General features: G+C 57.7%; 17 protein-coding genes. 11 read left to right on the forward strand and 6 right to left on the reverse strand.

Features of this window, described 5'->3' with window-relative positions; all coding sequences use genetic code 11:
- Positions 1-55 precede the first annotated feature (55 nt).
- Positions 56-541: a DUF3597 domain-containing protein gene (locus tag ABNV41_RS07365; protein ID WP_080986766.1), complete on the forward strand. Its 486-nt coding sequence runs from the start codon at positions 56-58 to the stop codon at positions 539-541.
- A 142-nt stretch (positions 542-683) separates the two neighbouring features.
- Here the strand turns inward: ABNV41_RS07365 and ABNV41_RS07370 are convergent, their stop codons facing one another.
- The 5 genes from ABNV41_RS07370 to zapE form a co-directional block, all read right to left on the reverse strand.
- Positions 684-1718, reverse strand: a complete 1035-nt coding sequence (locus tag ABNV41_RS07370) for a L,D-transpeptidase (protein ID WP_050819472.1) — start codon at positions 1716-1718, stop codon at positions 684-686.
- Positions 1719-1783: 65 nt separating this feature from the next.
- The gene (gene lpdA / locus ABNV41_RS07375) at positions 1784-3508 is read right to left on the reverse strand and encodes a dihydrolipoyl dehydrogenase (protein WP_349934515.1); all 1725 of its coding nucleotides are present in this window, start codon (positions 3506-3508) and stop codon (positions 1784-1786) included.
- 80 nt (positions 3509-3588) lie between these two features.
- Positions 3589-4833 carry a 2-oxoglutarate dehydrogenase complex dihydrolipoyllysine-residue succinyltransferase gene (odhB, locus tag ABNV41_RS07380; protein ID WP_050819470.1) on the reverse strand — a complete coding sequence of 415 codons (1245 nt, stop codon included), beginning with the start codon at positions 4831-4833 and terminating at the stop codon, positions 3589-3591.
- A gap of 110 nt (positions 4834-4943) precedes the next feature.
- On the reverse strand, positions 4944-7817 hold the full coding sequence (locus tag ABNV41_RS07385) for a 2-oxoglutarate dehydrogenase E1 component (RefSeq protein WP_050819469.1): 2874 nt from the start codon (positions 7815-7817) through the stop codon (positions 4944-4946).
- Positions 7818-8026: 209 nt separating this feature from the next.
- Entirely contained in the window at positions 8027-9376 is a 1350-nt protein-coding gene (gene zapE, locus ABNV41_RS07390) for a cell division protein ZapE (RefSeq protein ID WP_349934516.1), read from the reverse strand.
- Between the two features lie 17 nt (positions 9377-9393).
- Between zapE and ABNV41_RS07395 the strand changes: the two genes are divergently transcribed.
- On the forward strand, positions 9394-9732 hold the full coding sequence (locus ABNV41_RS07395) for a carboxymuconolactone decarboxylase family protein (protein ID WP_050819467.1): 339 nt from the start codon (positions 9394-9396) through the stop codon (positions 9730-9732).
- Between the two features lie 10 nt (positions 9733-9742).
- On the opposite strand, the gene ABNV41_RS07400 is transcribed toward ABNV41_RS07395, so the two are convergent.
- Positions 9743-11941, reverse strand: a complete 2199-nt coding sequence (locus ABNV41_RS07400; protein WP_349934517.1) for a ComEC/Rec2 family competence protein — start codon at positions 11939-11941, stop codon at positions 9743-9745.
- A gap of 38 nt (positions 11942-11979) precedes the next feature.
- Between ABNV41_RS07400 and gltX the strand changes: the two genes are divergently transcribed.
- Genes gltX through ABNV41_RS07445 form a run of 9 tightly spaced genes read left to right on the forward strand, consistent with a single transcriptional unit; the run spans position 11980 to position 24336 of the window.
- Positions 11980-13386, forward strand: coding sequence for a glutamate--tRNA ligase (gene gltX / locus ABNV41_RS07405; protein WP_050820368.1), 1407 nt, complete (start codon positions 11980-11982; stop codon positions 13384-13386).
- Positions 13379-14320, forward strand: a complete 942-nt coding sequence (locus tag ABNV41_RS07410; protein WP_003628385.1) for an aspartate carbamoyltransferase catalytic subunit — start codon at positions 13379-13381, stop codon at positions 14318-14320. The genes gltX and ABNV41_RS07410 overlap by 8 nt, the downstream gene beginning before the upstream one ends.
- Positions 14317-15609 (forward strand): dihydroorotase family protein, encoded by a 1293-nt coding sequence (locus ABNV41_RS07415; RefSeq protein WP_050819465.1) that lies wholly within the window; start codon positions 14317-14319, stop codon positions 15607-15609. The genes ABNV41_RS07410 and ABNV41_RS07415 overlap by 4 nt, the downstream gene beginning before the upstream one ends.
- Positions 15609-16250, forward strand: a complete 642-nt coding sequence (gene plsY, locus ABNV41_RS07420; RefSeq protein ID WP_050819464.1) for a glycerol-3-phosphate 1-O-acyltransferase PlsY — start codon at positions 15609-15611, stop codon at positions 16248-16250. The genes ABNV41_RS07415 and plsY overlap by 1 nt, the downstream gene beginning before the upstream one ends.
- Before the next feature lie 30 nt (positions 16251-16280).
- Positions 16281-17519 carry a DNA-processing protein DprA gene (gene dprA / locus ABNV41_RS07425; RefSeq protein WP_050819463.1) on the forward strand — a complete coding sequence of 413 codons (1239 nt, stop codon included), beginning with the start codon at positions 16281-16283 and terminating at the stop codon, positions 17517-17519.
- A gap of 29 nt (positions 17520-17548) precedes the next feature.
- A complete protein-coding gene (topA, locus tag ABNV41_RS07430; RefSeq protein WP_050819462.1) occupies positions 17549-20242 on the forward strand; it encodes a type I DNA topoisomerase in 2694 nt (897 codons plus the stop codon).
- A gap of 6 nt (positions 20243-20248) precedes the next feature.
- A complete protein-coding gene (locus tag ABNV41_RS07435) occupies positions 20249-22279 on the forward strand; it encodes a ribonuclease R family protein (RefSeq protein WP_050819461.1) in 2031 nt (676 codons plus the stop codon).
- A gap of 46 nt (positions 22280-22325) precedes the next feature.
- Positions 22326-23984, forward strand: a complete 1659-nt coding sequence (locus tag ABNV41_RS07440; protein WP_196332633.1) for a S41 family peptidase — start codon at positions 22326-22328, stop codon at positions 23982-23984.
- Positions 23985-23994: 10 nt separating this feature from the next.
- Positions 23995-24336 carry a DUF1491 family protein gene (locus ABNV41_RS07445; protein WP_050819459.1) on the forward strand — a complete coding sequence of 114 codons (342 nt, stop codon included), beginning with the start codon at positions 23995-23997 and terminating at the stop codon, positions 24334-24336.
- Positions 24337-24341: the final 5 nt, after the last annotated feature.

The raw sequence follows: 24341 nt of genomic DNA on the forward strand, positions 1-24341 counted from the left end.
ACGCCGTAATATTCAGAAAGCATTAAGCGCTCTATGCAACAAGCAATGCTGCTGTATGCTTAAGGGTATTGCATGGCTTGCCTTTAAGCATTCTGCTTCTTGTATTGTAAAAGTCATGCTGGCTCTTGCGAAAGGATTTCTGAACATGAGCATTTTTGGCTCCATTCTCTCCGCCATTTTCCATCATGCCAAGGCTGCCACGCCAGACACCACATCCCCTGCCAACGCTGGTGCACAGCCTTCTGCTGCTGCCGCTGCGGCTCCGGGCTCCATTCCGCCAGCTGGCACACCGGTAAATGTTGATGCCGTGCTGGCCGATATGGCTGCAAAAAATGGCCAGAACCTGAACTGGCAGGAATCCATTGTGGATCTGCTGAAGCTTCTGGGCCTCGACAGCTCCCTGGATGCCCGCAAGAAACTGGCTGGCGAACTGGGTTATACGGGTGACACGAACGATAGCGCCACCATGAACGTATGGCTGATTAAAGAAGTACGCCAGAAACTGGCCGAAAACGGCGGCAAAGTGCCTGCTGGCCTGTAATATCTGGTAAGAAAACCAGTTTTACCGGTTAAAACAAAAGGCGTGCTGCTTAAGGGCGGCATGCCTTTTTGTTGCGATGCAAGGCAGGCACAGACGGCATTTGGTTTCAGCCGCTAAACATTATGCCCTGCCCGCTGTAAAATTACCCACGCGCAGCTAATTTGGATGGGCCTGCATTTTCCTTAAGGGCTGCAGTTTTATCTGAATCCGGGTGATAATCAGCCGAATCCACCACCACTACAGCGACGCCTGAAATTGCGGTGGGTTTTCTGTCTGGCCGCAACAAGGCTTTAAAGCGCATATCCACGGCAGCCCATTGCTCATATTCCGCATCTATCAGGCCGTGCTTATCAATAAACACGTTTAACGATGCCGGAATACGAATGCAGCCTTCAGATGCCGTGTGGCCAAGCCTTTGCTCCAGATAAACGGGGTCTGTTGCGTGCATTTCCAGCCGGATCTGGCCTTTTTCCCGGCTGGGCAGCCAACCTTTTTCAGCCCACTGCCAGCCAAAATCCCACACCCGCATGCCCTTGATACCGTTACCGCGAATGCCGTTTTCATTTTTGGTGCCAAGTGCGCGGTAGCCAAGCCGATCTGCCGTGTTGGTAAACACCCCGGTGGGCGTAATATAATAATACTTGCGCCCCGTAGTGCCCGTAGAAACCTTGGTGCTGCCAATAACCTGCCAGTCCGGATCATTCGGCAGGGCCAGAATCAGGCACAGGCGCTGCACCGAAGGATTACGATCCACCACCACCAGCACCTGTGGCCGATCAATAACGTAACCGGCCTGCTCCAACTGCTGGCGGGCCAGTGCAATCCATGCGGTTTTACGTGCGGTTGAAACTTTAAGGGCTACGGGCACTTCATGCCGGAAATCCCGCGTAAGGCTATCGGCTTCCTTACGGGCTTCCTCATTATCCACCACAGGCATGGGGGGAAGTTGTGCGGCTTCCTCTGGCGGTGGTGTGTACGGCACATGGCCATCCGGCGCTTCCTGCGTGGGAGCAGGCGTTTGCGCCCCATCACCTTGTATGGATGATTTTTCTGGCCGGGATTCTTCGGTTTGAGAGGCTGCATCAGGCATAGGCGTTTGGGCCGCAGCAAACCCACCTGGCGCCAAAAGCAGGCTGCCAGCCATTGCCCATACAGTTGGATGCCTTGGCACGAACATGCCACCTCTCTCCCATCTTCTGAATAGGAGAGAGTATGGCACCACTTTCAGTCAGAAGGAAACTTTCAGATGTTGATCGCGCGGTTGTCAGCTCCCAACGCGGCTTCCTTCACGGCTTCACTCAGGGTTGGATGTGCGTGGCACACGCGGCCTATATCTTCGGCAGAGGCCCCAAATTCAATGGCCATTGTGGCTTCGGCAATCAGTTCGCCAGCACAGGGGCCAATAATGTGCACACCCAGAACGCGGTCTGTCTGCTTATCTGCCAGCACCTTTACAAAGCCATCCGTCATGCCCAAAGCGCGGGCACGGCCATTGGCCATGAAGGGGAACTTGCCGATTTTATAAGCCACGCCCTTTTCTTTAAGCTGCTCTTCCGTAAAGCCAACGGAAGCAACTTCCGGCCATGTGTAAATCACACCCGGAATGGCATCGTAATTAACATGCCCAGCCTGACCAGCCAGCAGTTCTGCCAAGGCTACGCCTTCTTCTTCTGCCTTGTGGGCCAGCATGGGGCCTGCAATTACATCGCCAATGGCGTAAATGCCCGGCACGTTGGTAGCGTAATGGGCATCCACCTCAACACGGCCGCGTTTATCCAGTGCAATACCGGCTTCTTCCAGCCCCATGTTCTTGCTGGCAGCCGTGCGGCCAACAGCAACCAGAACCACATCGGCCTCAAGCGTTTCGGCAGCGCCACCGGCTGAAGGTTCAACCGTCAGCACCACGCCTTTTTTGGTTTTTTCGGCCTTGGTCACCTTATGGCCCAGCTTCATCTTGAAGCCCTGCTTCACCAGCAGCTTCTGGAACTGGGAGGCCACTTCGTTATCCGTGCCCGGCACCAGACGATCAAGGAATTCAACAACGGTTACATCGGCACCCAAGCGGCTCCATACGCTGCCAAGTTCCAGACCGATCACGCCGCCACCAATCACCACAAGGCGCTTGGGCACTTCGGAAAGTTCCAGCGCACCGGTAGAGGTGACAATCACTTTCTCATCTATCTCAATGCCCGGCAGGTTGGCGCTGTTGCTGCCGCTGGCAATAACAATGTGCTTGGCAGTGACCGGCTTGCCATCCACGCTCAGGCGGCTTGTGCCTTCAACCTTACCATGGCCTTTCAGCCAGGTGATGCCGTTCTTCTTGAACAGATATTCAACGCCCTTCACGTTGGCGCCCACAATATCTGCCTTACGGGCCTGCATACGGGCCAGATCCAGCTTTACGCTATCAATCACCACACCATGCGCGGCAAAATCGTGCCCGGCTGCATGATAGTTTTCAGAAGACTGAAGCAGCGCCTTGGACGGAATACAACCCACATTCAGGCAGGTGCCACCAAGTGTTGCGCGCTGTTCCACACACGCCACTTTAAAACCAAGCTGTGCAGCGCGAATGGCGCACACATACCCACCGGGGCCAGCACCAATAACCACCACATCGTAATCTGTTTCTGCCGGCGCCTGCGCTGCCGGTGCGGCGGCTGCGGCTGGTTTGGCTTCCTCTGCCTTGGCAGCAGGTGCCGCTTTTGCAGCAGGTGCAGAACCAGCGGCACCGGCTTCCAGCGTAGCCAGCACAGCGCCCACTTCTACTTCATCACCTTCTTTGACGGCATGATTTTCAAGCCGACCAGATGCCGGAGCAGGCACTTCCACGCTTACTTTATCTGTTTCCAGCTCAACAACTGGTTCATCTACTTTTACAGCTTCACCCGGCTGCTTCAGCCACTTCCCCACCGTGGCGGTCGTAACGCTTTCTCCAAGTGTGGGAACTTTAATTTCAATAGGCATGGGTCTCGTCTCGCTCAGGTAGGGATATGCAGAAAAATTGGCCGAAGGGGCACGTATTCACCCCTTCGGCAACCGCGCTATCAGACTTCAATCAGAAGGCGGCGTGGGTCTTCCACGTTCTGCTTCACCCGCACAAGGAAGCTGACGGCTTCCTTGCCATCTACAATGCGGTGATCATAAGAAAGGGCAATATACATCATCGGGCGGATCACCACCTGCCCGTTCACGGCCACCGGGCGTTCCTGAATGGAGTGCATGCCCAGAATACCGGACTGCGGTGCGTTCAGAATGGGGGTGGACAGCAGAGAACCATAAATACCGCCATTGGTGATGGAGAAGGTGCCGCCAGAAAGCTGATCCAGCTTTAACGTGCCTTCACGCGCAGCCTTGCCAAAACCTGCAATGGTTTTTTCAATTTCGGCATAGCTCATCTTGTCGGCATCACGGATAACCGGCACCACCAGCCCGTTTGGCCCACCCACGGCAATGCCGAGGTTTACGAAATCACGGTAGATGACATCATCACCGTCAATTTCTGCGTTAATGGCCGGAAACTCTTTTAGAGCAGCCACAACAGCGCGGGAGAAGATGGACATATAGCCCAGCTTGACACCGTGCTTTTTAACAAACGAGTCCTGATACTCGGCACGCAGCGCCATGGCGCCGGACATGTCGATTTCATTAAACGTTGTCAGCATGGCCGCCGTGTTCTGTGCTTCCTTCAGGCGGCGGGCAATGGTGCGGCGCAGGCGCGTCATCTTCACGCGTTCTTCACGCGGGTCATCATTACGCGGCGGCTTGGGGGCTGCGGCTGGGGTTGCTGCCTGCGGGTTGGCCAAAAAGCCCAGTACATCACCCTTGGTAATGCGGCCACCAAGGCCTGTGCCTGCACCAAGCTGCTGTGCGCTCAGGCCGTTTTCAGCCATCATCTTGCGGGCTGCGGGCAGGGCTGCGCCGGCATCTACTGCCGGAGCAGGTGCTGCGGCCTTAGGTGCTGGTGCGGCTGCTTTTGCCGGAGCGGCAGCGGCCACGGGTTCAGCCTTCTTTTCCGGGGCAGCGGCTTTGGCGGCTGGTGCAGCGCCGGCCTTGGCGGGTTCCAGCGTGGTCAGCAGTGCGCCCACTTCCACTTCCTGATCTTCCTTGGCAGCCTGTGGGCCCAGAATACCAGCCTGCGGCGCAGAAACTTCTACGCTCACCTTATCTGTTTCCAGCTCAACAATCGGTTCATCTGCCTGCACCGCTTCGCCCGGCTGCTTCAGCCATTTGGCCACGGTTGCTGTGGTTACGCTTTCACCCAGTGTCGGCACCTTGATCTCGACAGACATCCTGTTCCCCATCTTCTTTTAAATCCCCGGTGCCACTTTAACTTTTGGCAATGGCACCGGGGGTGCGCCCGTATTTGCGGGCTATTTTCTTCAATTCAGCCTAATCCGGTTCAGCCAGACTTTTTCAGCCCCAATGCGCGTTCAACCAGATCCGCCTGCTCTGCCGCATGAATACGGGCAAGGCCGGTGGCCGGGCTGGCGGCTGCCGCACGGCCCACATATTGCGGGCGGCCGGCCTTATGGCCCGCGGCAACAAGGGCTGCTTCAATCCGCCTGTCTGCAAAATGCCATGCACCGCCGTTTTCCGTTTCTTCCTGACACCAGACAATGTCTGCTTCAGGATAGCGCTTAAGTTCGGCGGCAAGGGCTGCTTCCGGGAAGGGGTAGAGTTGTTCCAGACGCAGGATGGCAACATCCTTAATGCCTTTTTCCCGGCGCTCGGCCAGCAGATCGTAATAGACCTTGCCAGAGCAGATCACCACGCGGCGCACCTTGTTATCGGCGCCCAGATCATCAATTTCGCCAATCACGGGTTTGAAGCGTGTGCCCGGACCAAAATCTACCAGAGCGGAAACCGCAAGCTTGTGCCGCAGCAGAGACTTGGGCTCCATCAGGATCATCGGCTTGCGGTAATCCAGCTTGAGCTGGCGGCGCAGGGCGTGGAAGTAGTTTGCTGGCGTGGTGATGTTGCAAACAAACATGTTATTTTCAGCACAAAGCTGAAGATAACGTTCCAGACGGGCAGAAGAATGCTCCGGCCCCTGCCCTTCGTAACCATGCGGCAACAGCATGACCAAACCGGACATACGCAGCCACTTGGTTTCACCCGAGGCAATGAACTGATCGATAATCACCTGCGCACAGTTGGCAAAATCACCAAACTGGGCTTCCCACAGCACCAGCGTTTGCGGGTTGCGCACGGAATATCCGTATTCAAACCCAAGCACACCGTATTCTGAAAGAAGCGAGTTCCAGATTTCGATTTTTGCCTGCTTGTCCTGAATATGGTTCAGCGGCGTAAACGGTGCCTGGTTAACCTGATCCGTCCATACGGCATGACGCTGGCTGAACGTGCCGCGCTGGCAATCTTCACCAGAAAGACGCACACGGTGGCCATCCAGCAGCAGGGAGCCAAAGCCCATAGCCTCACCGGTTGCCCAGTCAAACCCTTCACCCGTGCTGAACATGTTTGCCTTGGCCTTGAGTTGGCGGGCAATTTTGGAATTCAGGTTGAAGCCTTCTGGCACTTTTGTAATGGCTTCGCCAATCTTGCGCAGCGCATCCAGTGCAACACCCGTTTCGGGGAAGGCACGTTCCGGATCATGCCCGGCAGCGACTAGGCCTTTCCAGCCACCTTCCAGCCAGTCTGCCTTGTTCACCTTGTAAGACTGGGCAGCTTTGTAATCTTCATCCAGCTTGGCGTGGAAGGCATCCCACTGGGCCTTCACTTCGTCATCCGTCACAACACCTGCTTTTACAAGGCGTTTTGCATAAAGCGTATGCGGCGTATCATGCGCGGCAATGGCTTTGTACATGACCGGCTGAGTGAATACTGGCTCATCCGTTTCGTTATGCCCGTGGCGACGATAGCACACGATATCCAGCACAATGTCACTTGCAAAAGCCTGACGGTAATCTGCTGCAAGGCGAGAAACGTAAATTACCGCCTCGGCATCATCACCGTTCACATGCAGCACGGGGGCTTCAATGGATTTTGCAACATCGGTGCCGTAAACGCCCGAATGCCCACATTCCGGATTGGTGGTAAAGCCAATCTGGTTGTTCACCACCATATGGATGGTGCCACCCGTGCGGTAGCCCGGCAGTTGGGACATGGCGAAGGTTTCGTAAACAATGCCCTGCCCGGCAAATGCGGCATCGCCGTGGATGATAATGCCAAGGCTGGACAGGCGTTTTTCCGTATCGCCCGCATCATCCTGAATGGCGCGTACCTTGCCGCACACAACCGGATCCACCGCTTCCAGATGAGAAGGGTTGGGCTGGAGCGAGATATGCACCGCCTTGCCTGCCACATCCACATCTGTAGAGGAGCCAAGGTGGTATTTAACGTCGCCAGAACCTTCAACGTTGTCGGGCTTGAAGGAGCCACCGGCAAATTCGTTAAAGATGGCTACGTAAGGCTTGCGCACCACGTTAACCAGCGTGTTCAAACGGCCACGATGCGCCATGCCGATGGCAACGGATGTCACCCCCTGACTGGCACATGAATCAATAATGGCGTGCAGGGATGGAATGGAGATTTCGCCCCCTTCCAGACCAAAACGCTTGGCACCCACGTAGCGCTTTTGGCAGAACGCCTCAAAACCTTCGGCTTCTGTCAGGTTGGCCAAGATAACCTTCTGCTCTTCCACCGTTACGTGGGCGCGCCAGTTATCACCTTCCAACCGCTTGCGCAGCCATTCGCGCTGCTCGTGGTTACGGGCATACATGTATTCCGCGCCAATGCTTTCGCAATACACAGAACGGAGTGCCGCAATAACCTCGGAAACCTTGGCCGTGTTCTTGCCCTTGAGCAACGGATCAAGCAGAGACCCAATGAACACTTCGCGGTTCAGGTCTTTTTCACCAAAACCGTATGTGGCGGGGTCCAGTTCCTCGGTTTTATGAGGTTCCTTCAGACCTAGCGGATCAAGCGAGGCTTCCAGATGGCCGTATTCACGATACGCACGGATCAGCCGGGCAATGGCCAGACTATCCTGCGCGGCCAACCCACCAGCCGGGCCACCTTTTCCTTTTGGAGCAGGTGCGGGTTCATCCCCCGTGATAATGGAAGGGCGTGGCGCCCAAGAGGCTCCAACGGCATCCTTCAGCACTGCGGCTTCATCATCGCCCAGTGAGCTGAACAGAATATCGAAGGACGGATCCACACTTTTGGGATCTTTGGCCCACTGGGCATACAGATCCGCAAGGTAAGCGATATTGGCACCGTTAAGAGCGGTTGCCAGTACGTCCGAAACCGCCATCTCACATTCCTCCTTGCCACGGGGCACATACGCGCCGTTGGCCAGATATTGCGTCGTTCTCCACCGTAAACCGGACCATTTTTTCTTCACTCCGCCCCATAGCGCGGAGCGTCCCCTGTGTCCTTTTTGCCGGAAAGCCATCCCGCTTCCGGCTTGTTCTGTATCAAAGAGCTAGACCGCGTATGTGGCGGGAACAAGGGCGTGGGATGTCACGCTCTAGCGAGGCTGTGGGCCTGTTGCGCAGCCTGCGCCCCATGCTCCAGCCAGCTTTCACTTCCCATCTCAGCGAGACGTGATGCCGTGCGTGCAAATGCGTCTGCGCCATCTCCATCTGTAAACAGTTGGTCGGGCTGGGCATCAGCCGAGGCAAACAGCAGATTTCCGTTGTCGTACAAGGCATCTATAAGCGTGATGAAGCGCCGGGCCAGGTTGGCATCATCCTGCCCCATGCTTGGAATGTTATCGACAATCACCACCGGAAAGCGCTTGGCCAGCGCCAGATAATCATTCGGCCCACGCGGCTTGCCACACAAAGAGTTGAAATCAAACCGGCACACCGGGCCCGCTGCCTGATCCACCTCAAACACCCGCCCGCTGAACTTCAGGTCCACCGGGCCTGCCTTTTCATCCCCTGCATAGCGGGCAAAAATTCTGTCCAGCCTGCTTTTGGCCTGAGAATCCGCAGGTACAAGCCATGTTTCACGGTCCTGCTCCCGCCCTCGGCGGTAATCACGCGGCGAATCCAGCTCAATCGTATCCAGTTCACGCTGGATAACGGCAATAAACGGTTTAAACGCATCTGCGCCGGGGCGGTTCTGAAACAACTGCGAAGGTTCTGTGTTGGAGGTGGCCACAATCACCACCCCATTGGCAAACAGGGCCTCAAACAACCGGCCCAAAATCATGGCATCGGCAATGTCGTTCACCTGAAACTCATCAAAGCACAGAAGCTGCGCCTTGCTGGCAATGGTTTTGGCCAGCGGCGGAATGGGGTCTGCCATATTGGGGTTGGCGGCTTTAAGATCATGCAGATCACGGTGCACATCCTGCATGAAGCGCAAAAAATGGATGCGCTCCTTTTTCTGCATGGGCGCGCAGGCGTAGAACAGATCCATCACCATGGTTTTGCCGCGCCCCACACGGCCCACAATATACAGCCCACGTGGGCGCGCCGGGCGCGTGGCAGATGTATCTGCCTGCGGGCGCAACCTGCGGGCCAACCCGGCCAGCAAGCCTTTGGCCTTGCTTTCCATCCCCTGTGCGGGTTTTGGTGCAGCCAAAGCTGGCATGGTTGCCAGTTCCTGCCACAAGGTGTTCAGCCGCGTTATTACACGCAGCTGGTCTGGATCACTCTTGAGTTCCCCCGCTGCAATGCGCTGCTGGTAAACTGCCAATGGCCCCAGCCGTGTTGCGGCTGATGCCCCGTTCATATCTGTCTGTGTCATAATCCTGCCCGATAACGGCTCCACCGCACATTCCGCAAGCGTACAAGCCTCTCCTAACCGTGTCGTGACAAAAAGCGCCACATCTGATGCAGTTGTGATCGGTTTAGACCACATAATTCAGAGAGGCGATCATGACAGACTGGACTGCTTACCGTGCAAACATGGCACAGAATGTCAAAACGCTGGCGTCCCTAACACCCAACACTCTTAAAGGGCTGCAAACGCTGGAAACACCCCTGCCAGAAAAAAAGCATCTGGATGACAAAACGCGTGAACTGATTGCGCTGGCCGTAGCCGTTACCACCCGGTGCGATGGGTGCATTGCCGTGCATTCTGCCGCCGCCAAAAAAGCCGGTGCCAGTAAGGAAGAAATTGCCGAAGCCCTTGGCGTGGCCGTGGCGCTAAATGCCGGGGCAGCACTTGTTTATTCCAGCCGCGTGATGGAAGCGTTTGAAGATACGCCAGAATAAGCCCTCTTACTTATTCAGCAGGGGCCAGTGGCAGAACAGGCATACCGTGGCCACCGGGCTTTAACACCCACGGGCGTTGCCCGCGCCATGCACGATCTGTTCTGACCACATTGCCACTTTTATGCAGGAATACCTCTTCTGCCCCGTTTTCCCACGCTGAAAACCGATCCAGCCTTATCGGCACATTCAGGCAGGAAGCGCGTAAGGGGGCAGTGCTGATAACCACATCCGCCCCCGTGCAGATACCGGCAGGCAATGGCTCTCGCCCGTCCGAGGCATCCTGCCTGCGCACCACCACATCCTGCCCGCGCAGCAGAGCCACGCAGGTATCTGGCGTATCTTCTGCCCCGCATGTCAGCGCGCCATCGGGCGTTTCTCCCTCCGGCGGAAACATCTCTACGGGTTGGGCAAAATATTGCCCCCATGCCTGCATAATGGGCCACACCGCACGAGATTGGCCAATAACATAAACCTTGCCAGAATCCCGCACCCCCACCAGCCCACCATCTGGGCTGATAACCACATCTGGCTGCACCACAAGCCATGGGCTTGCCATGCCCAACACCAACCCGGCGCAGCCACCCCAGCGCCAGTGCTGCCGCCATAAACATATCCAGCACAAGCCCAGCATAACGGCCAGCAGCCCCCACCCCGGCATGTGCGGCACAGCCACGCGCGCGGCAGGCCAGTGCGCCACCATATGCGCCAGCCATATAACGGGGCGGATACCTGCACCCATCAGCCACAAAAACGGGGCATCCATATGCAGGGGCATCAAGCCCACGGCTAGCAGGCCAAACGGCATGATCCACACAGCCATCAGCGGCACGGCCACCATGTTGGCTACCACAAAAAACGGCTGAATAACGCCAAAATGCGCCATGGCCACCGGCAAGGTGGCACAGCCTGCCAGCACACTGGTTAATGCCAAAACAGCACCATGCCATGCCAGCCAGTGCCCAAACCCCGTTGTGCTGGCGCGCCAGCGCGTAAGTTTTGGCTGCAACACCTCATACCCGGCCACCAGCGCCATAACCGCCGCCATGGACATCTGAAACGCCACACCCATCACCACCTGCGGCATACACAGCGCCAGCACACAGGCCGCCACCGCCAAACCGCGCATGGAAACAACGCGCCGCCCTGCCGCAATGCCCAACACGGCCACTGCGGCCATTAACAGGCTGCGTTGGGCGGGCAGATGTGCCCCTGTAAGCAGCACATAAACCAGCCCTACACCCCAAGCGCATAAAGCGGCCAAGGCCTTACAGGGCCAGCGCAAGGCTGTGTATTCTGTTGTAGCCAAAAGCAGGCGGGCTGCTGCCATAACAAGGCCCATCACAATACCCAGATGCAGCCCCGCAACAGCCAGAAGATGCGCCAAGCCAGAGGCTGCAAAATCTTCCCGCACCTGTTTTTCTACAGTTTCGGAAGCCCCAACCAGCACGGTGGCCGCCACGCCACCCTCCGGGCCGGGTAAAACGGCGTGGATGCGCACATTCATGCGTTCGCGCAGGCTTTCAAACCACAGCTGCAGTTTATGGCTCTGCCCCGTTTGCACCGTTGCAACAAGCTGCACATGCCCCAAGGCCCGGCCACTCCCCGCCTGATTGGCAAACCATGCCTCAAACTGCCTGTCTCGCGCACCGGGAAGTGCTGGAAATGGTGGTGGCTGCAAAAGAGCCTTTACGCGCAGATGATCGCCCACCTGCAACGCAACAGAATCCGTGGGTTGGAGATATACAGAAAGCACGCGACGTAAGGGCGGCATGCCATCATTTAACGCATTGTAAAAAACGGCCTGAGCCAGATCTACTCTGCGCTCAAACGGTGCATCCGTGCCATCTGCTGGTGGCAACAGGGCTATGGCCTGCACTGTGCCGGATATTTCTGTAGCAAAGCGGGGCAAATCGGGCATGGGCGTATGCCTGTGCGTGCCGCCCCAAGCTGCGGCAAACCCAAGGGCCACAGTTATGCACCCGCCCCAGAGCAGACGCCCCCAAAGCGAATAACGCATACGCCACGCCGCAATGCTGGCCAGCACAGCCACACCGCACGGCAGCACAAAGCCCTCCAGCAGGCTGGGTTCTGTACGCAACAGGCCAAAATACAGCACCGCACCCAGCGCCAAGCCCACCGGTGCCCACAGCACCAGCCGCCTTTGTTCCTGAACAAGTAAAGAATGCAGGTGTAACATCAGGCGTGGCATATGGCTCCTTGCGCTTGCGCATGGTATGGAACCACCCCATGACCACCATCCGTACACGCTTCGCTCCGAGTCCTACAGGCCTGCTGCATATTGGCAACGCCCGCGCAGCCCTGTTCAATTTCCTCTTTGCCCGTCATCACGGCGGCGAGTTCCTCCTGCGTATTGAGGATACCGACCGTGAGCGTTCCACCCAACAGGCTGTAGACGTTATTTTTGACGGTCTGGCCTGGATGGGGATTGAACCGGATGAAGAACCCGTTTTCCAGTCCTCGCGCGAGGATCGGCACCGGGAAGTGGCCCTTGAGCTGCTGGAAAAGGGCCTGGCCTATAAATGCTACTGCACGCCTGAAGAGCTGCACCAAATGCGTGAGGACGCCAAGGCCAAAGGCCTGCCCCCGCGCTATAACGGCATGTGGCGGGACCGTGACCCATCCGAAGCCCCGGCTGGCGCACCTTTTGCCGTGCGTATTAAAGCCCCGCGTGAAGGGGAAGCCACAATTAATGACCTCGTGCAGGGTGAAGTGCGCGTTGCCAATGCCGAACTGGATGACATGATCATCCTGCGGTCCGATGGCACCCCCACCTATCAGCACGCCGTTGTGGTGGATGACCACGATATGGCCATTACCCACGTGATCCGTGGTGATGACCATCTGACCAACACCTTCCGCCAAGCCATGATCTACCGCGCCATGGGGTGGGATCTGCCACGCTTTGGGCATCTGCCACTTATTCATGGCCCCGATGGTGCCAAGCTTTCCAAACGCCACGGCGCGCAATCTGTGGTGGAATTCCGTGAAATGGGCTACCTGCCCGAAGCTCTGTGCAACTACCTGCTGCGTCTGGGCTGGGGCCACGGGGATGCGGAAATCCTCTCGCGTGAAGAGCAGATCAAGCTGTTTGATATTGATGGCGTTGGCCGCTCTCCTTCCCGCATGGATTACGCCAAGCTGCTGCACATCAATGCTGTATGGCTGCGGCAGGCGGATGATGAACGCCTGACCAATGATGTAATGGAACGCTTTAAAAAGATGGACGGCGTAAGCGTGGATGAAACCACCCGCGCCCGCGTGGCCGCCCTGATGCCGGGGCTGAAGGAACGCGCACGCACGCTGGTGGAACTAGCAGAAAGTGCGGCTTTCCTTGGCCGTCAGGTGCCGCTGACGTTTAATGACAAAGCGCAAAAACTGCTGACACCAGAAGCCCGCACCATGCTGGGTGAACTGGCGCGTGATCTGGCCGCTGTGCCGGACTTTACGCCAGAAGCCATTGATACCACCCTGCGCAACTTTGCTGAAAAGCATGAGTTGAAGCTGGGCAAGGTGGCCCAGCCTGTGCGCGCTGCCGTAACAGGTTCCAACACCTCCCCCGGCATTGATGCCACCCTGCAAGCACTGGGCAAGGATGAAACCCTCGCCCGTTTGGGAGCCGTTCTGCATGGCTAGCTTTCCCGGCCGCCACACCCGGCATCTGCTCGGGCTGGAAGGCATGACGCCCGACCAGATCGAGCCTTTGCTGGATCTGGCCGAAAGCTATGCCCTGCTCAACCGCTCCCGCAAGGTGCCGCGTGATGTGCTGCGGGGGCGCACCCTTATCAACCTGTTCTTTGAGGACAGCACGCGCACCCGCACATCTTTTGAGCTGGCGGGCAAGCGTTTGGGGGCGGACGTTATCAATATGTCCGTTGCCCAGTCTTCAGTGAACAAGGGTGAAACCCTGCTGGACACAGCCGCAACGCTCAACGCCATGCGGACAGACCTGCTGGTGGTGCGTCATTCTCAATCCGGCGCACCGGCCCTGCTGGCGCAAAAGGTGGAAGCCAGCGTGGTCAACGCTGGTGATGGCATGCACGAGCACCCCACACAGGCCCTGCTGGATGCGCTGACCATTCGCCGCCACTTGGGCACATTGGGTGGGCTAAAAGTGGCCATTTGCGGGGATGTTTCACATTCCCGCGTGGCGCGCTCCAACATCTTCCTGCTGACAGGCATGGGCAGCACGGTACGGCTTGTTGGCCCGCCAACGCTGGTGCCCGGCGCCATGAAGCAGCGCGGGGTGGAAATCTTCCACAATATGGAAGAAGGCCTGCAGGACGTGGATGTGGTGATGATGCTGCGTTTGCAGCGTGAGCGCATGTCCTCCGGCCTTATCCCCAGCGCGCGTGAATATTTCCGCTTTTTCGGGCTGGATCAGCGCCGGTTGCAGTTGGCCCGCAAAAATGCGCTGGTTATGCACCCCGGCCCCATGAACCGTGGGGTGGAAATAGACAGTCTTGTCGCTGATTCTAGCCAGAGCGTTATTCAGGAACAGGTTGAAATGGGCGTTGCCGTACGCATGGCCGTTCTGGACCGCCTTACCCGCAGCAGGCCCGCCGCATGAATACCCTTTTATTTGAAAACGTCCGCCTGATAGACCCCGCATCCGGGATGGACCAACCCGGCCGCCTGCTGGTGCGCGATGGTGTGATTGCAGGCACGGATAAAGCCGGTGCCGAAGGTGCTCCGGAAGAAGCCACCGTTATTGATGGCAAAAATGCCGTGCTATGCCCCGGCCTTGTGGACATGCGCGTAGAAATTGGTGAACCGGGATACGAATACCGTGAAACTGTTTCCTCCGCCGCGCGGGCCGCTTCTGCCGGGGGCATTACCACCCTTGCCGTGCTGCCCACCTGCAAACCGGCCATAGATAACCCGGCCCTTGTGCGCATGCTCCGCACCCGTGGGGAAGAAACCGGAGCCATTACCATTTTGCCCTACGGCGCCCTTACCAAAGGGTGCGAAGGCAAGGAACTGGCAGAAATTGGCCTGCTGCACGAAGCCGGTGCCGTAGCCTTTACAGATGGTGCACGTGCGCTAGACCCCGCACGCCTGATGCGGCTGGCCCTTTCCTACGCCAGCGGCTTTGGGGCCATGATTGTGCAGCATCCTGAAGAACCCTCGCTGGCAGGCTCAGGCTGCGCCACGGCTGGGGCTTTGGCCACACGCCTAGGCCTGCCCGGCATTCCGTCCGCAGCAGAAGCCATCATGATTGCGCGGGATATTCGTCTGGCAGAACTTACGGGCGGGCGCCTGCATTTTGCCCATGTTTCCACCGGTGAAGGCGTGGCCCTTATCCGCCAAGCCAAGGAACGCGGGCTGAACGTAACCTGTGATACCGCGCCGCCGTATTTTGATCTGAACGAAAACACGATTGGTGATTTCCGCACCTACGCCAAGTTCTCCCCCCCATTGCGGAGCGAGGATGATCGGCTGGCCATTTGCGCCGCGCTGGCTGACGGCACCATAGACGCCATTGGCTCGGACCACCTCCCGCGTGATGCGGATGACAAGCGCCTGCCCTTTGCACAGGCCGCAACCGGTGGCACAGGCTTGGTAACGCTTCTGGGTGTTACGCTGGCACGCGTGCATGATGGCACGCTCACGCTGCCTCAGGCACTTTCCCTGCTCACCCATCGCCCTGCGCAGTTGCTTGGTGCAGAATGCGGCACGCTGGCTGTAGGCGCTGCGGCTGACCTGTGCCTGTTCGACCCCGAACAAAGCTGGCTGGTGGAAGCAGGCAAACTGCCGGGCCGTGCACAAAACACACCTTTTGATGGCCGCCCGTTGGAAGGCCGTGTGCTGGGCACATGGAAAGCAGGCCGCCGGGTGTATGAGGCAGGGCAGGCATAATGGAATCCCTGCCTCCCTATGCCTTAAAGCTTGTCGCGGCCATGGCGTTCATGGGGTACACGCTGGGCAGCGTGCCTTTTGGCCTGCTCCTCACCAATCTGGCTGGTGCGGGAGATTTGCGCAAAATTGGTTCCGGCAATATCGGGGCCACCAATGTGCTGCGCACAGGCCGTAAGGATCTGGCCGCCGCAACGCTGCTGCTGGATGCAGCCAAGGGCTTTCTGGCGGTTGCCATTGCCTGGATTATGACGCCACCTGATTTTTCAGACCGCACCGTAACCGTGGCCGCTCTGGCCGCTGTGGTGGGGCATTGCTACCCAATATTTCTGGGGTTTAAGGGCGGTAAAGGTGTTGCAACCGGGCTGGGCGCCATGCTGGCTCTTTCTCCGCTTACCGGGCTGGCTGGGTGCGCCACGTGGCTGGGTGTAGCCAAGCTTACGCGTATTTCCTCTGCCGGGGCTTTGGCGGCCTTCATCATCATGCCGGTGGTGTTGCTGGCACTTTATGGCTTTTCCTTTCAGGCTTCCCCCAAGCCTTTGGCTGCGGTACTTATCAGCGTGTTGGTAATTGCGCGGCATCATGAAAACATTGTCCGCATTTTCAGCGGAAAAGAGCCGCGGATTGGCGAAAAAAAGCCGTGATCTGCAATTTGGCTGCCTGATTACCCAAGCATGACATCTCTGCCCGCCTGCCTTCGTCTGGCACGTACCGAACAGGTTGGCCCCCGCACATGGCGGAAACTGGTAGATAAATACGGCTCTGCCGCAGAAGCGCTGGAAGCCCTGCCTTATCTGCCTGTGCGCGGGCGTAACCAACCGGTTATACCGCCCATGGATGTGGTGATGCGCGAAATAGACGCCACCTTGCAGATGGGTGGCTGTTTCCTCACACTTTTTGATACAGATTACCCTGCTTTTTTACGCCAGATTCCAGATGCGCCACCTGTGCTGAGTGTTCTGGGCGATGTTTCATGCCTCAGCCGTGCGGGGGTGAGCATTGTGGGCGCGCGCAATGCATCGGCACAAGGTATGCGGCTGGCAGAAAGCCTTGCAACAGAACTGGTTGAAGCTGAGCTAAGCGTTATTTCCGGCTTGGCGCGCGGTATTGATAAAGCTGCCCACAAAGGTGCGCTGCATCGGCAAGGCTGCACCATTGCCGCCATTGCTGGCGGGCTGGATTGCCCCTACCCGCCAGAAAACGCCAGCCTTCAGGCAGAAATTGCCCAAAAAGGTGCAGTGGTAACAGAAGCCCCATTGGGCACGGCCCCTTTGGCCCGCCACTTTCCACGCCGCAACCGGCTTATTGCAGGTCTGGGCCTTGGCTGTGTGGTGGTGGAAGCTGCACCCCATTCCGGCACACTTATTACTGCCCGCATGGTGGTGGATTACGGGCGGGAGTTATTTGCCGTTCCCGGATCACCGCTAGACCCGCGTTGCCGGGGCAGTAACAATCTTTTGCGTAACGGCGCTATTCTTACAGAAAGTGTGGCAGATATTTTGCCGCATCTGCCGCCAGTCATCCCTCTCCCTACCGGCTCTACAGTATCCCTCTCCAGCGTTTCTGCTCCACACCAGAAAAAATCTGCATCCCCTGCTCAAACCGGTCTGCCTTTTGTTTCAGACCCTCCTGAGCCTACATTTTTTGCTTCTCCCCAAAATGTGGATGAAAAAGAGCCAATCCCCCTAAAACCGCATTTTTCAGCGGCTTCCACCGCGCAAGATGTGCGTGAAAACCTGCTTTCGCTCCTCTCCTTTACGCCCATAGCGGTTGACGATCTGATTAGGCGCTGCCAGTTCTCGGCTTCTGCCGTGCTTGTCGCGCTCACGGAACTTGAGCTTTCGGGCTGCGTCTCCACTTATTCTGGGGGCATGGTCGGTCTGGCGGATAATCAGGCAGAAACGGCAGGGTAAGTGCTGCTTGCAGGCAGGTCGGAGAGAGTATGACTGACGTTGTTGTGGTCGAATCGCCCGCAAAGGCAAAAACGATCAACAAATATCTGGGTGATGGCTACACGGTGCTGGCCTCCTTCGGGCATGTGCGCGATCTGCCACCCAAGGATGGCTCCGTGCTGCCAGATGAAGACTTTGCCATGAAGTGGCAGTCTGATGAGCGGGGCATGAAGCAGGTTGCCGCCATTGCCAAAGCACTTAAAGGGGCCCACCGACTGTATCTGGCCACTGACCCGGACCGTGAGGGTGAAGCCATTTCATGGCATGTGCGTGCCATGCTGGAAGAACGCAAAGCCCTGAAAGGGGTGGATGTTCAGCGCGTTACGTTTAACGAAATTACCAAGTCCGCCATCCGCTACGCCATGGAACACCCGCGGGATCTGGATTTCCCGCTGATTGAGGCCTATCTGGCCCGCCGGGCGCTGGATTATCTGGTGGGCTTTACGCTTTCCCCCGTATTGTGGCGCAAGCTGCCGGGCTCTCGCAGTGCGGGACGTGTGCAATCTGTGGCACTGCGCCTGATCTGTGAGCGCGAAGCCGAGATTGAGGTTTTCAAACCGCGGGAATACTGGAGCGTTATTGCATCGCTGCTCACCCCCGCGGGTGCTGCCTTTACCGCACGGCTGACACATCTGAACGGCAAAAAGCTGGATCAGTTTGATCTGCACAATGCGGAACTGGCCGAGGCCGCCAAAAAGGCGGTGGAAGCAGAAAACCTTGCTGTAAAATCTATCGAACGCCGCAAGGTTCGCCGTAACCCGCAACCGCCGTTCACGACTTCCACCTTGCAGCAGGAAGCCTCCCGCAAATTGGGCATGAGCGCGCAAACCACCATGCGCACCGCCCAGCAGCTTTATGAAGGGATGGATCTGGGCGGTGAAACCGTAGGTTTGATCACCTATATGCGAACCGATGGCGTGACGATGGCGCAGGAAGCCATTAACGCTATCCGCCAGCATATCGGCCAGAAAATTGGCACCGAATACGTGCCTGCCAAGCCACGTATCTATACCTCTAAGGTCAAGAACGCGCAGGAAGCGCATGAAGCCGTGCGCCCGACCGATGTATCCCGCACGCCCGAATCCGTTGCCCGGTTCCTGAACAATGACCAGCGCCGGTTGTATGAACTGGTGTGGAAGCGTGCTGTTGCCAGCCAGATGGAATCCGCATCGCTGGATCAGGTAGCGGTAGATATTGCAGGCCCCTCCGGCCAGACCGTACTGCGTGCCAATGGCTCCATCATCACGTTTGAGGGCTTTCTCAAGCTCTACCGTGAAGGGCGCGATGATACGGAAAAAGCGGCGGATGATGATGCCCGCATGCTGCCCAGCATGCAGGAAAAAGACCCGCTCAAGCGCGAAAAGGTAGATGCCGAGCAGCACTTCACCCAGCCGCCGCCGCGTTATTCCGAAGCATCGCTGGTGAAAAAAATGGAAGAGCTGGGCATTGGTCGCCCGTCCACCTACGCTTCCATTCTGACCGTGTTGCAGGACCGCAGCTATGTGCGCCTAGAAAACCGCCGCTTTATTCCCGAAGCACGCGGGCGGCTGGTTACGGCCTTTCTTGTCTCGTTCTTTGAGCGGTATGTGGATACGGGCTTTACCGCCAGCCTTGAAGAACTGCTGGATGATATTTCCGGTGGCCGTGCGCAGTGGAAGCAGGTTCTGGCCGCGTTCTGGAATGATTTTTCCAAAGCTGTTTCCGGCACCAAGGAACTCACCATTACCGATGTGCTCAATGCGCTCGATAAAGACTTGGGGCCCTTCTTCTTCCCCGAACGGGCAGATGGGTCAGACCCTCGGGTTTGCCCCTCCTGCGGCACAGGCCGCCTTGGGCTGAAGCTGGGCCGTTATGGCGCGTTTATTGGCTGTTCCAATTACCCGGAATGCCAATACACCCGCCGCTTAACGGCTGACAGCGCAGAAGAAGGTGATGATGCTGCCCTTAAGGATGGCATGCGCCTTTTGGGCCAGAACCCGGAAACGGGGGAGGATATTACCGTGCGCCAAGGCCCGTGGGGCCTGTATGTGCAGCAGGGTGAACCCAACCCGGAAGACAAAAAGGCCAAGCCCAAACGTGCCTCCCTGCCCAAAAACATCAATGGGGAAAGCATTACGCTGGATCAGGCCCTTGGCCTGCTCTCCCTGCCGCGCCTTGTTGGTATTCACCCCGAAACGGGTGAGCCCATTCAGGCCGGGCTTGGGCGCTTTGGGCCGTTTGTAAAAATGGGTGCGGTGTATGGTTCGCTGGACAAGGACGATGATGTTCTGACCATCGGCCTGAACCGCGCTGTGGATGCACTGGCTAAAAAGCTGGCTTCCATCCGCAATCTGGGCGTGCACCCCAAGGATGGTGAACCGGTTATGGTGCGCAAGGGCCGTTTTGGCCCGTATGTGCAGCATGGTCAGATGGTAGCCACCCTGCCGCGCGGCACGGATATGGATGCCGTAACGCTGGATGAGGCCGTGGCCTTGTTGGCAGATAAGGGCAAGCCCCTAAAAGCCAAGGCTGGCGCCAAAAAGAAAGCCACAACCACCAAAACGGCGGCCAAAAAGAAAACCGCAACCAAAAGCACAACCAAGGCTGATGCAGAAGGTGCGGAAAAAGCGGCACCCAAGAAAAAGGCGCCCGCTAAAAAGAAGGCCACCACCACAACACGCAAGAAAAAAGCCGAGACCGAGTAATTCGTCATGTCGGCAAGCCCGTACGCTTCTGCCCTGCCATCTGTGCAGGAGCTACGGGCTTTTCTTGAAAGCCGCGCCGGAGCCGCCACCGGGCTCACGGATATTCTGCGCAACTTCCAGCTTCCCATGCGGCAAAAAGCCGCCATACGCGCCCTGCTGCACGATATGGCTGTTGCGGGGAATTTGCTTGATCTTGCACCCGGCACTCTCAAGGCCTCCATCGGCTTGCCAGATGTGGCCCGTATGCGGGTTTCCTATATTCGGGATGATGGTAACGCGGCTGGCTTTTTGGCCGATGATGCACTCTCCCGCCCCGTTATATTGCTGATAAAGCCACCGGATACGCCGTATCTCTTTCCCGGCGATATCGTGCTTGTGCGCCTGCGCCCGGCAACGGGCACCCAAAAGCGCGAGGCCCGCGGCCTGCGGCTGCTTATCCGGCTTGATAACAACCTGCCCGTTACCCCCGCCAGCACACCAGAACATCTGCTGCTGCCATGTGATGCCCGGTTAAACCTGCCGCTTACGCCAGAAAAAAACGCAAGTTCTCTCCCGCTCACGCTAGGGCAGATTGGGCTTGCAACGCCTCATGCCCTGCCCGATGGCACCTATGCTGGACGTGTGCAGAGCGTTTTGGGAGGCGCCGATGATGCAGGCATGCCCTCACGCCTGAGCTTGCTGATCCATCATCCACCCACTGCATTTTCCGAGCAGGCCGAGGCCGAAGCCCGGCAGATTGCACAGCACAATGCCGCTTTGCAGGGCACACCAGCACCTTCTGGCCGCACAGATTTACGGCACCTGCCGCTTATCACCATTGATGATGCCTCAGCGCATGATTTTGATGATGCACTCTGGGCCGAACAAACGGCCGATGGCTTTCATCTTATCGTGGCCATTGCCGATGTCGCGCATTGGGTAAAGCCCGGCTCCGCGCTGGATGAGGAAGCGCGAGAACGGGGCAATTCCATCTATCTGCCAGACAAAGTGGTGCCCATGCTGCCACTGGCGCTTTCTGCGCAGGCATGTTCCCTTCTACCGGGGCAAGATCGGCTTTGTGTGTTTGTAGATATGCACATCACCCTGCAAGGACATGTGGTTTCTGCCCAAATCAGCCGCGGGATCATGCAAAGCGCAGCCCGGCTGACATATGAGGCCGTGCAGCACGTATTTGATGCACCAGCACATCCACCCACCTTGCCGCCCGAACATCCTGCCGCCCAGTTGCCACCTGCCCTGCTTCCTACGCTGCGCAAGGTAGGAGCTATGATTCGGCAGGCCGCCACGCAGCGCGGTGTAATGGAGCGGGAAGAAACGGGTTGGAGCGTACAGTTTGATACCACCGGGCAACCCTGTGCCTTTATGCCGCGTAACACTCAGGAAGCACATTATATGGTGGCGGCGTGCATGATTCTGGCTAATCAGATCGCGGCGGAAAAATTGCAAGCGCAGGCATTGCCAGCACTATTCCGCACCCATGCGCAGCCCAGCCCAGATAGCCCACGCCCCATGGCACGCTATAGCACCCTTGCTGCACGCCATTATGGCCTACGGCTGGAGCACTACACACATTTTACCAGCCCCATCCGCCGCTATGCCGATCTACTGGCACACCGTGCCTTAACCGCTGCAAACACATCTTCTGTGCTGGCCAACACATATGGCTGCGCGCCCGATGTGGCTTTGGCATCACACCTGAACTTTACAGAACGCCGGGCAGCTACCATCATGCAGGATAGTCTGAATCGGCTGGCCGCCCTCTTTCTTGCCCCGTTTGTTGGCCAGAGAATGTCCGTCCATGTCATGACAGCAACACGGCATGGCTTGCGGGTGAGATTGACGAAAACCGGAACTCCGTCTTTCCTTGCATGGTCAGCTTTTCCGGATCGCACAGGGATGAATGACGACTCGCAGCACACCCATGCCTCGGCACATCACCCCCACGTGCAAAGTGGGGCTGTGCTTTCAGTTACCTTGGCGGGCACCTGCCCGGCACGGGGTACGCTGATGCTGACTGATGCCGTATATGAGCACTGAAAACGCCATCTGGTTTGTGCGTGGTCTGCCGCGTGCCTTGCCGGGCATGGTGCTGGCTGTGTTGCTTTTTTGCCAGCCTGCGCCATTACACGCCCAAAGCAAATCCGATACACCACCACCAGAAAGTGCTCCGGGGTCTGCCTCCACAACGCAGGCGGCTGCATCAGCATCATCTGTGGCTGAACAGCAACCTGCCTCTGCTGCTGCGGTGCCAGACAAGCCCCCAGTGCCAGATATGCTGATGGTTAAATCCGTTATCAGCACCGCGCTGCAGTTTTTACAGCCGCGCACGCTAGAAGCGCATAGTTATCGGGATTTCACGCTTTGGGGGCTGGCCAGCCTTTCAGCGCTTGATCCTTCCCTGTCTTTCGATTCCCGCGGGGCCAACATCCAGCTGCTTTCAGGCCAGACCAGCCTGCTCTCCCGCCCGGCCCCCACAGATGGCTCGGCGGATGATTGGGCACAGATTGCCGTTGATTTTCTGGATACCGCCCGTGCGCATTCTCTTATTGTGCGCACAACCAGCCGCGAAGAGCTGGTGCAGGCTTTTTTTGATGAGCTGTTTAACCATCTGGACCCCTATTCCCGCTACATTGGCCCCAGTTCCGCCACATCAGACCGGGCCGCACGCGTAGGGGGAGAAGCAGATATTGGTGTCAGCCTTGGGCAAAGTGGCCGCTACCTTGTTATCTCCGCCATAAATGCCAACGGCCCGGCGTGGACAGCCGCCGTAGATACGGGAGATCGGCTGCTTTCCGTCAATAACCGTTTAACGGCAGGCAAAACGCCCGAAATGGTTATGGAATGGTTGCGGGGGGAAGAAGACACCCCCGTAGTGCTGCGCCTGCTCACACCCGGCCAGCGCCGCGCCCGCACCGTAACCCTGCGCCGTGCCAAAACACCGCCAGAAACCGTATTTGCCTTTGCCAGTGGCTCCATTGTGGTGCTGCGCGTGACGGCCTTTTCCTCCGACACAGCTGAGGAAATGAGCCAGTATCTGGATCAGGCCGTGCAGGATACGCACCTAAAAGGCCTGATTATAGATTTGCGCGGCAACCGTGGCGGCGTGCTGCAACAGGCCGTAACCGCCGCCGCCCTGCTGCTTGATAGAGGTGTGGCTGCCGTAACCAGCGGGCGAGATGCGCAGGCCAACCATATCTGGGCTGTACAGGGTGGAGATATGACAAACGGCCTGCCCATTGCCATTCTGGTAGATGGACGTACGGCAAGTGCCGCAGAAATTCTGGCCGCAGCCTTGGCGGACCATCGCCGCGCTGTGGTAATTGGCAGCGCCACATTGGGCAAAGGCTTGGTGCAAACCGTAGCCCAGTTGCCCGATGAAGGTGAGCTGTTTGTAACATGGAGCCGCGTGATAGCCCCATTGCGCTGGCCGTTGCAGGGCCTTGGCGTGATGCCACAGGTTTGCACCAGCCTTGGTGCTGCAGATGTAGAAAAAAACCTGCACGATCTGGCAGAGGGGCAAGTGGCCAATCAGGCTGCCATTACGGCATCTCGCAACGCGCGCTTTCCGATTCCCGTTTCACAGATCATGGCCATCCGTAAAACCTGCCCCGCCGCTCTGGGCACTGACCGGGATGTGAACGTGGCACGTAACGTGCTGGAGAATCCGGAATGGTATAAAACCGCCATCAACGCCATCCCGGATGATGCCGTCACATCTCCCCAGATTTCCGCAGCCCCATAAGGCAGGATACATGACACCCCCACCCCGCCTTAAAACCGATATCATGGCCCGCGCCATACTCCGCCAAAGCGGGCAGGATGGCAGCTCCGCCATGCTGTTGCGCAAGGGAGACCCGGACGCAGGGGGAATTCTGGTCGTGTTGGCGGCGCGCAACGGTTCTGGCGTGGTTTTAAGCCAAACACGCACCCCAGAAGGAGACCCCGCATGGCTGCGGGCCACAGGTAATACGCCCGTTGATGCGGAACAGATTCAGAAGTTTATAGAACGTCAGGTTAAGTTTGACCCCGACTTATGGGTTCTGGAAATTGAATCGGACAGCTTCAGCCCTTCGTTTGAAGCAATACTGCTCTGATACAA

This window comes from Acetobacter sp. A11-2 (assembly GCF_040208445.1).
GTDB classification, from domain to species: Bacteria; Pseudomonadota; Alphaproteobacteria; order Acetobacterales; family Acetobacteraceae; genus Acetobacter; species Acetobacter oryzoeni.

Excerpts from the sequence above, each read along its gene's own strand:
- ABNV41_RS07365 (WP_080986766.1), top strand. The coding sequence starts at position 56 with ATGCTTAAGGGTATTGCATGGCTTGCCTTTAAGCATTCTGCTTCTTGT.
- ABNV41_RS07370 (WP_050819472.1), bottom strand. The coding sequence starts at position 1,718 with ATGTTCGTGCCAAGGCATCCAACTGTATGGGCAATGGCTGGCAGCCTG.
- lpdA (WP_349934515.1), bottom strand. The coding sequence starts at position 3,508 with ATGCCTATTGAAATTAAAGTTCCCACACTTGGAGAAAGCGTTACGACC.
- odhB (WP_050819470.1), bottom strand. The coding sequence starts at position 4,833 with ATGTCTGTCGAGATCAAGGTGCCGACACTGGGTGAAAGCGTAACCACA.
- ABNV41_RS07385 (WP_050819469.1), bottom strand. The coding sequence starts at position 7,817 with ATGGCGGTTTCGGACGTACTGGCAACCGCTCTTAACGGTGCCAATATC.
- zapE (WP_349934516.1), bottom strand. The coding sequence starts at position 9,376 with ATGTGGTCTAAACCGATCACAACTGCATCAGATGTGGCGCTTTTTGTC.
- ABNV41_RS07395 (WP_050819467.1), top strand. The coding sequence starts at position 9,394 with ATGACAGACTGGACTGCTTACCGTGCAAACATGGCACAGAATGTCAAA.
- ABNV41_RS07400 (WP_349934517.1), bottom strand. The coding sequence starts at position 11,941 with ATGCCACGCCTGATGTTACACCTGCATTCTTTACTTGTTCAGGAACAA.
- gltX (WP_050820368.1), top strand. The coding sequence starts at position 11,980 with ATGACCACCATCCGTACACGCTTCGCTCCGAGTCCTACAGGCCTGCTG.
- ABNV41_RS07410 (WP_003628385.1), top strand. The coding sequence starts at position 13,379 with ATGGCTAGCTTTCCCGGCCGCCACACCCGGCATCTGCTCGGGCTGGAA.
- ABNV41_RS07415 (WP_050819465.1), top strand. The coding sequence starts at position 14,317 with ATGAATACCCTTTTATTTGAAAACGTCCGCCTGATAGACCCCGCATCC.
- plsY (WP_050819464.1), top strand. The coding sequence starts at position 15,609 with ATGGAATCCCTGCCTCCCTATGCCTTAAAGCTTGTCGCGGCCATGGCG.
- dprA (WP_050819463.1), top strand. The coding sequence starts at position 16,281 with ATGACATCTCTGCCCGCCTGCCTTCGTCTGGCACGTACCGAACAGGTT.
- topA (WP_050819462.1), top strand. The coding sequence starts at position 17,549 with ATGACTGACGTTGTTGTGGTCGAATCGCCCGCAAAGGCAAAAACGATC.
- ABNV41_RS07435 (WP_050819461.1), top strand. The coding sequence starts at position 20,249 with ATGTCGGCAAGCCCGTACGCTTCTGCCCTGCCATCTGTGCAGGAGCTA.
- ABNV41_RS07440 (WP_196332633.1), top strand. The coding sequence starts at position 22,326 with ATGGTGCTGGCTGTGTTGCTTTTTTGCCAGCCTGCGCCATTACACGCC.
- ABNV41_RS07445 (WP_050819459.1), top strand. The coding sequence starts at position 23,995 with ATGACACCCCCACCCCGCCTTAAAACCGATATCATGGCCCGCGCCATA.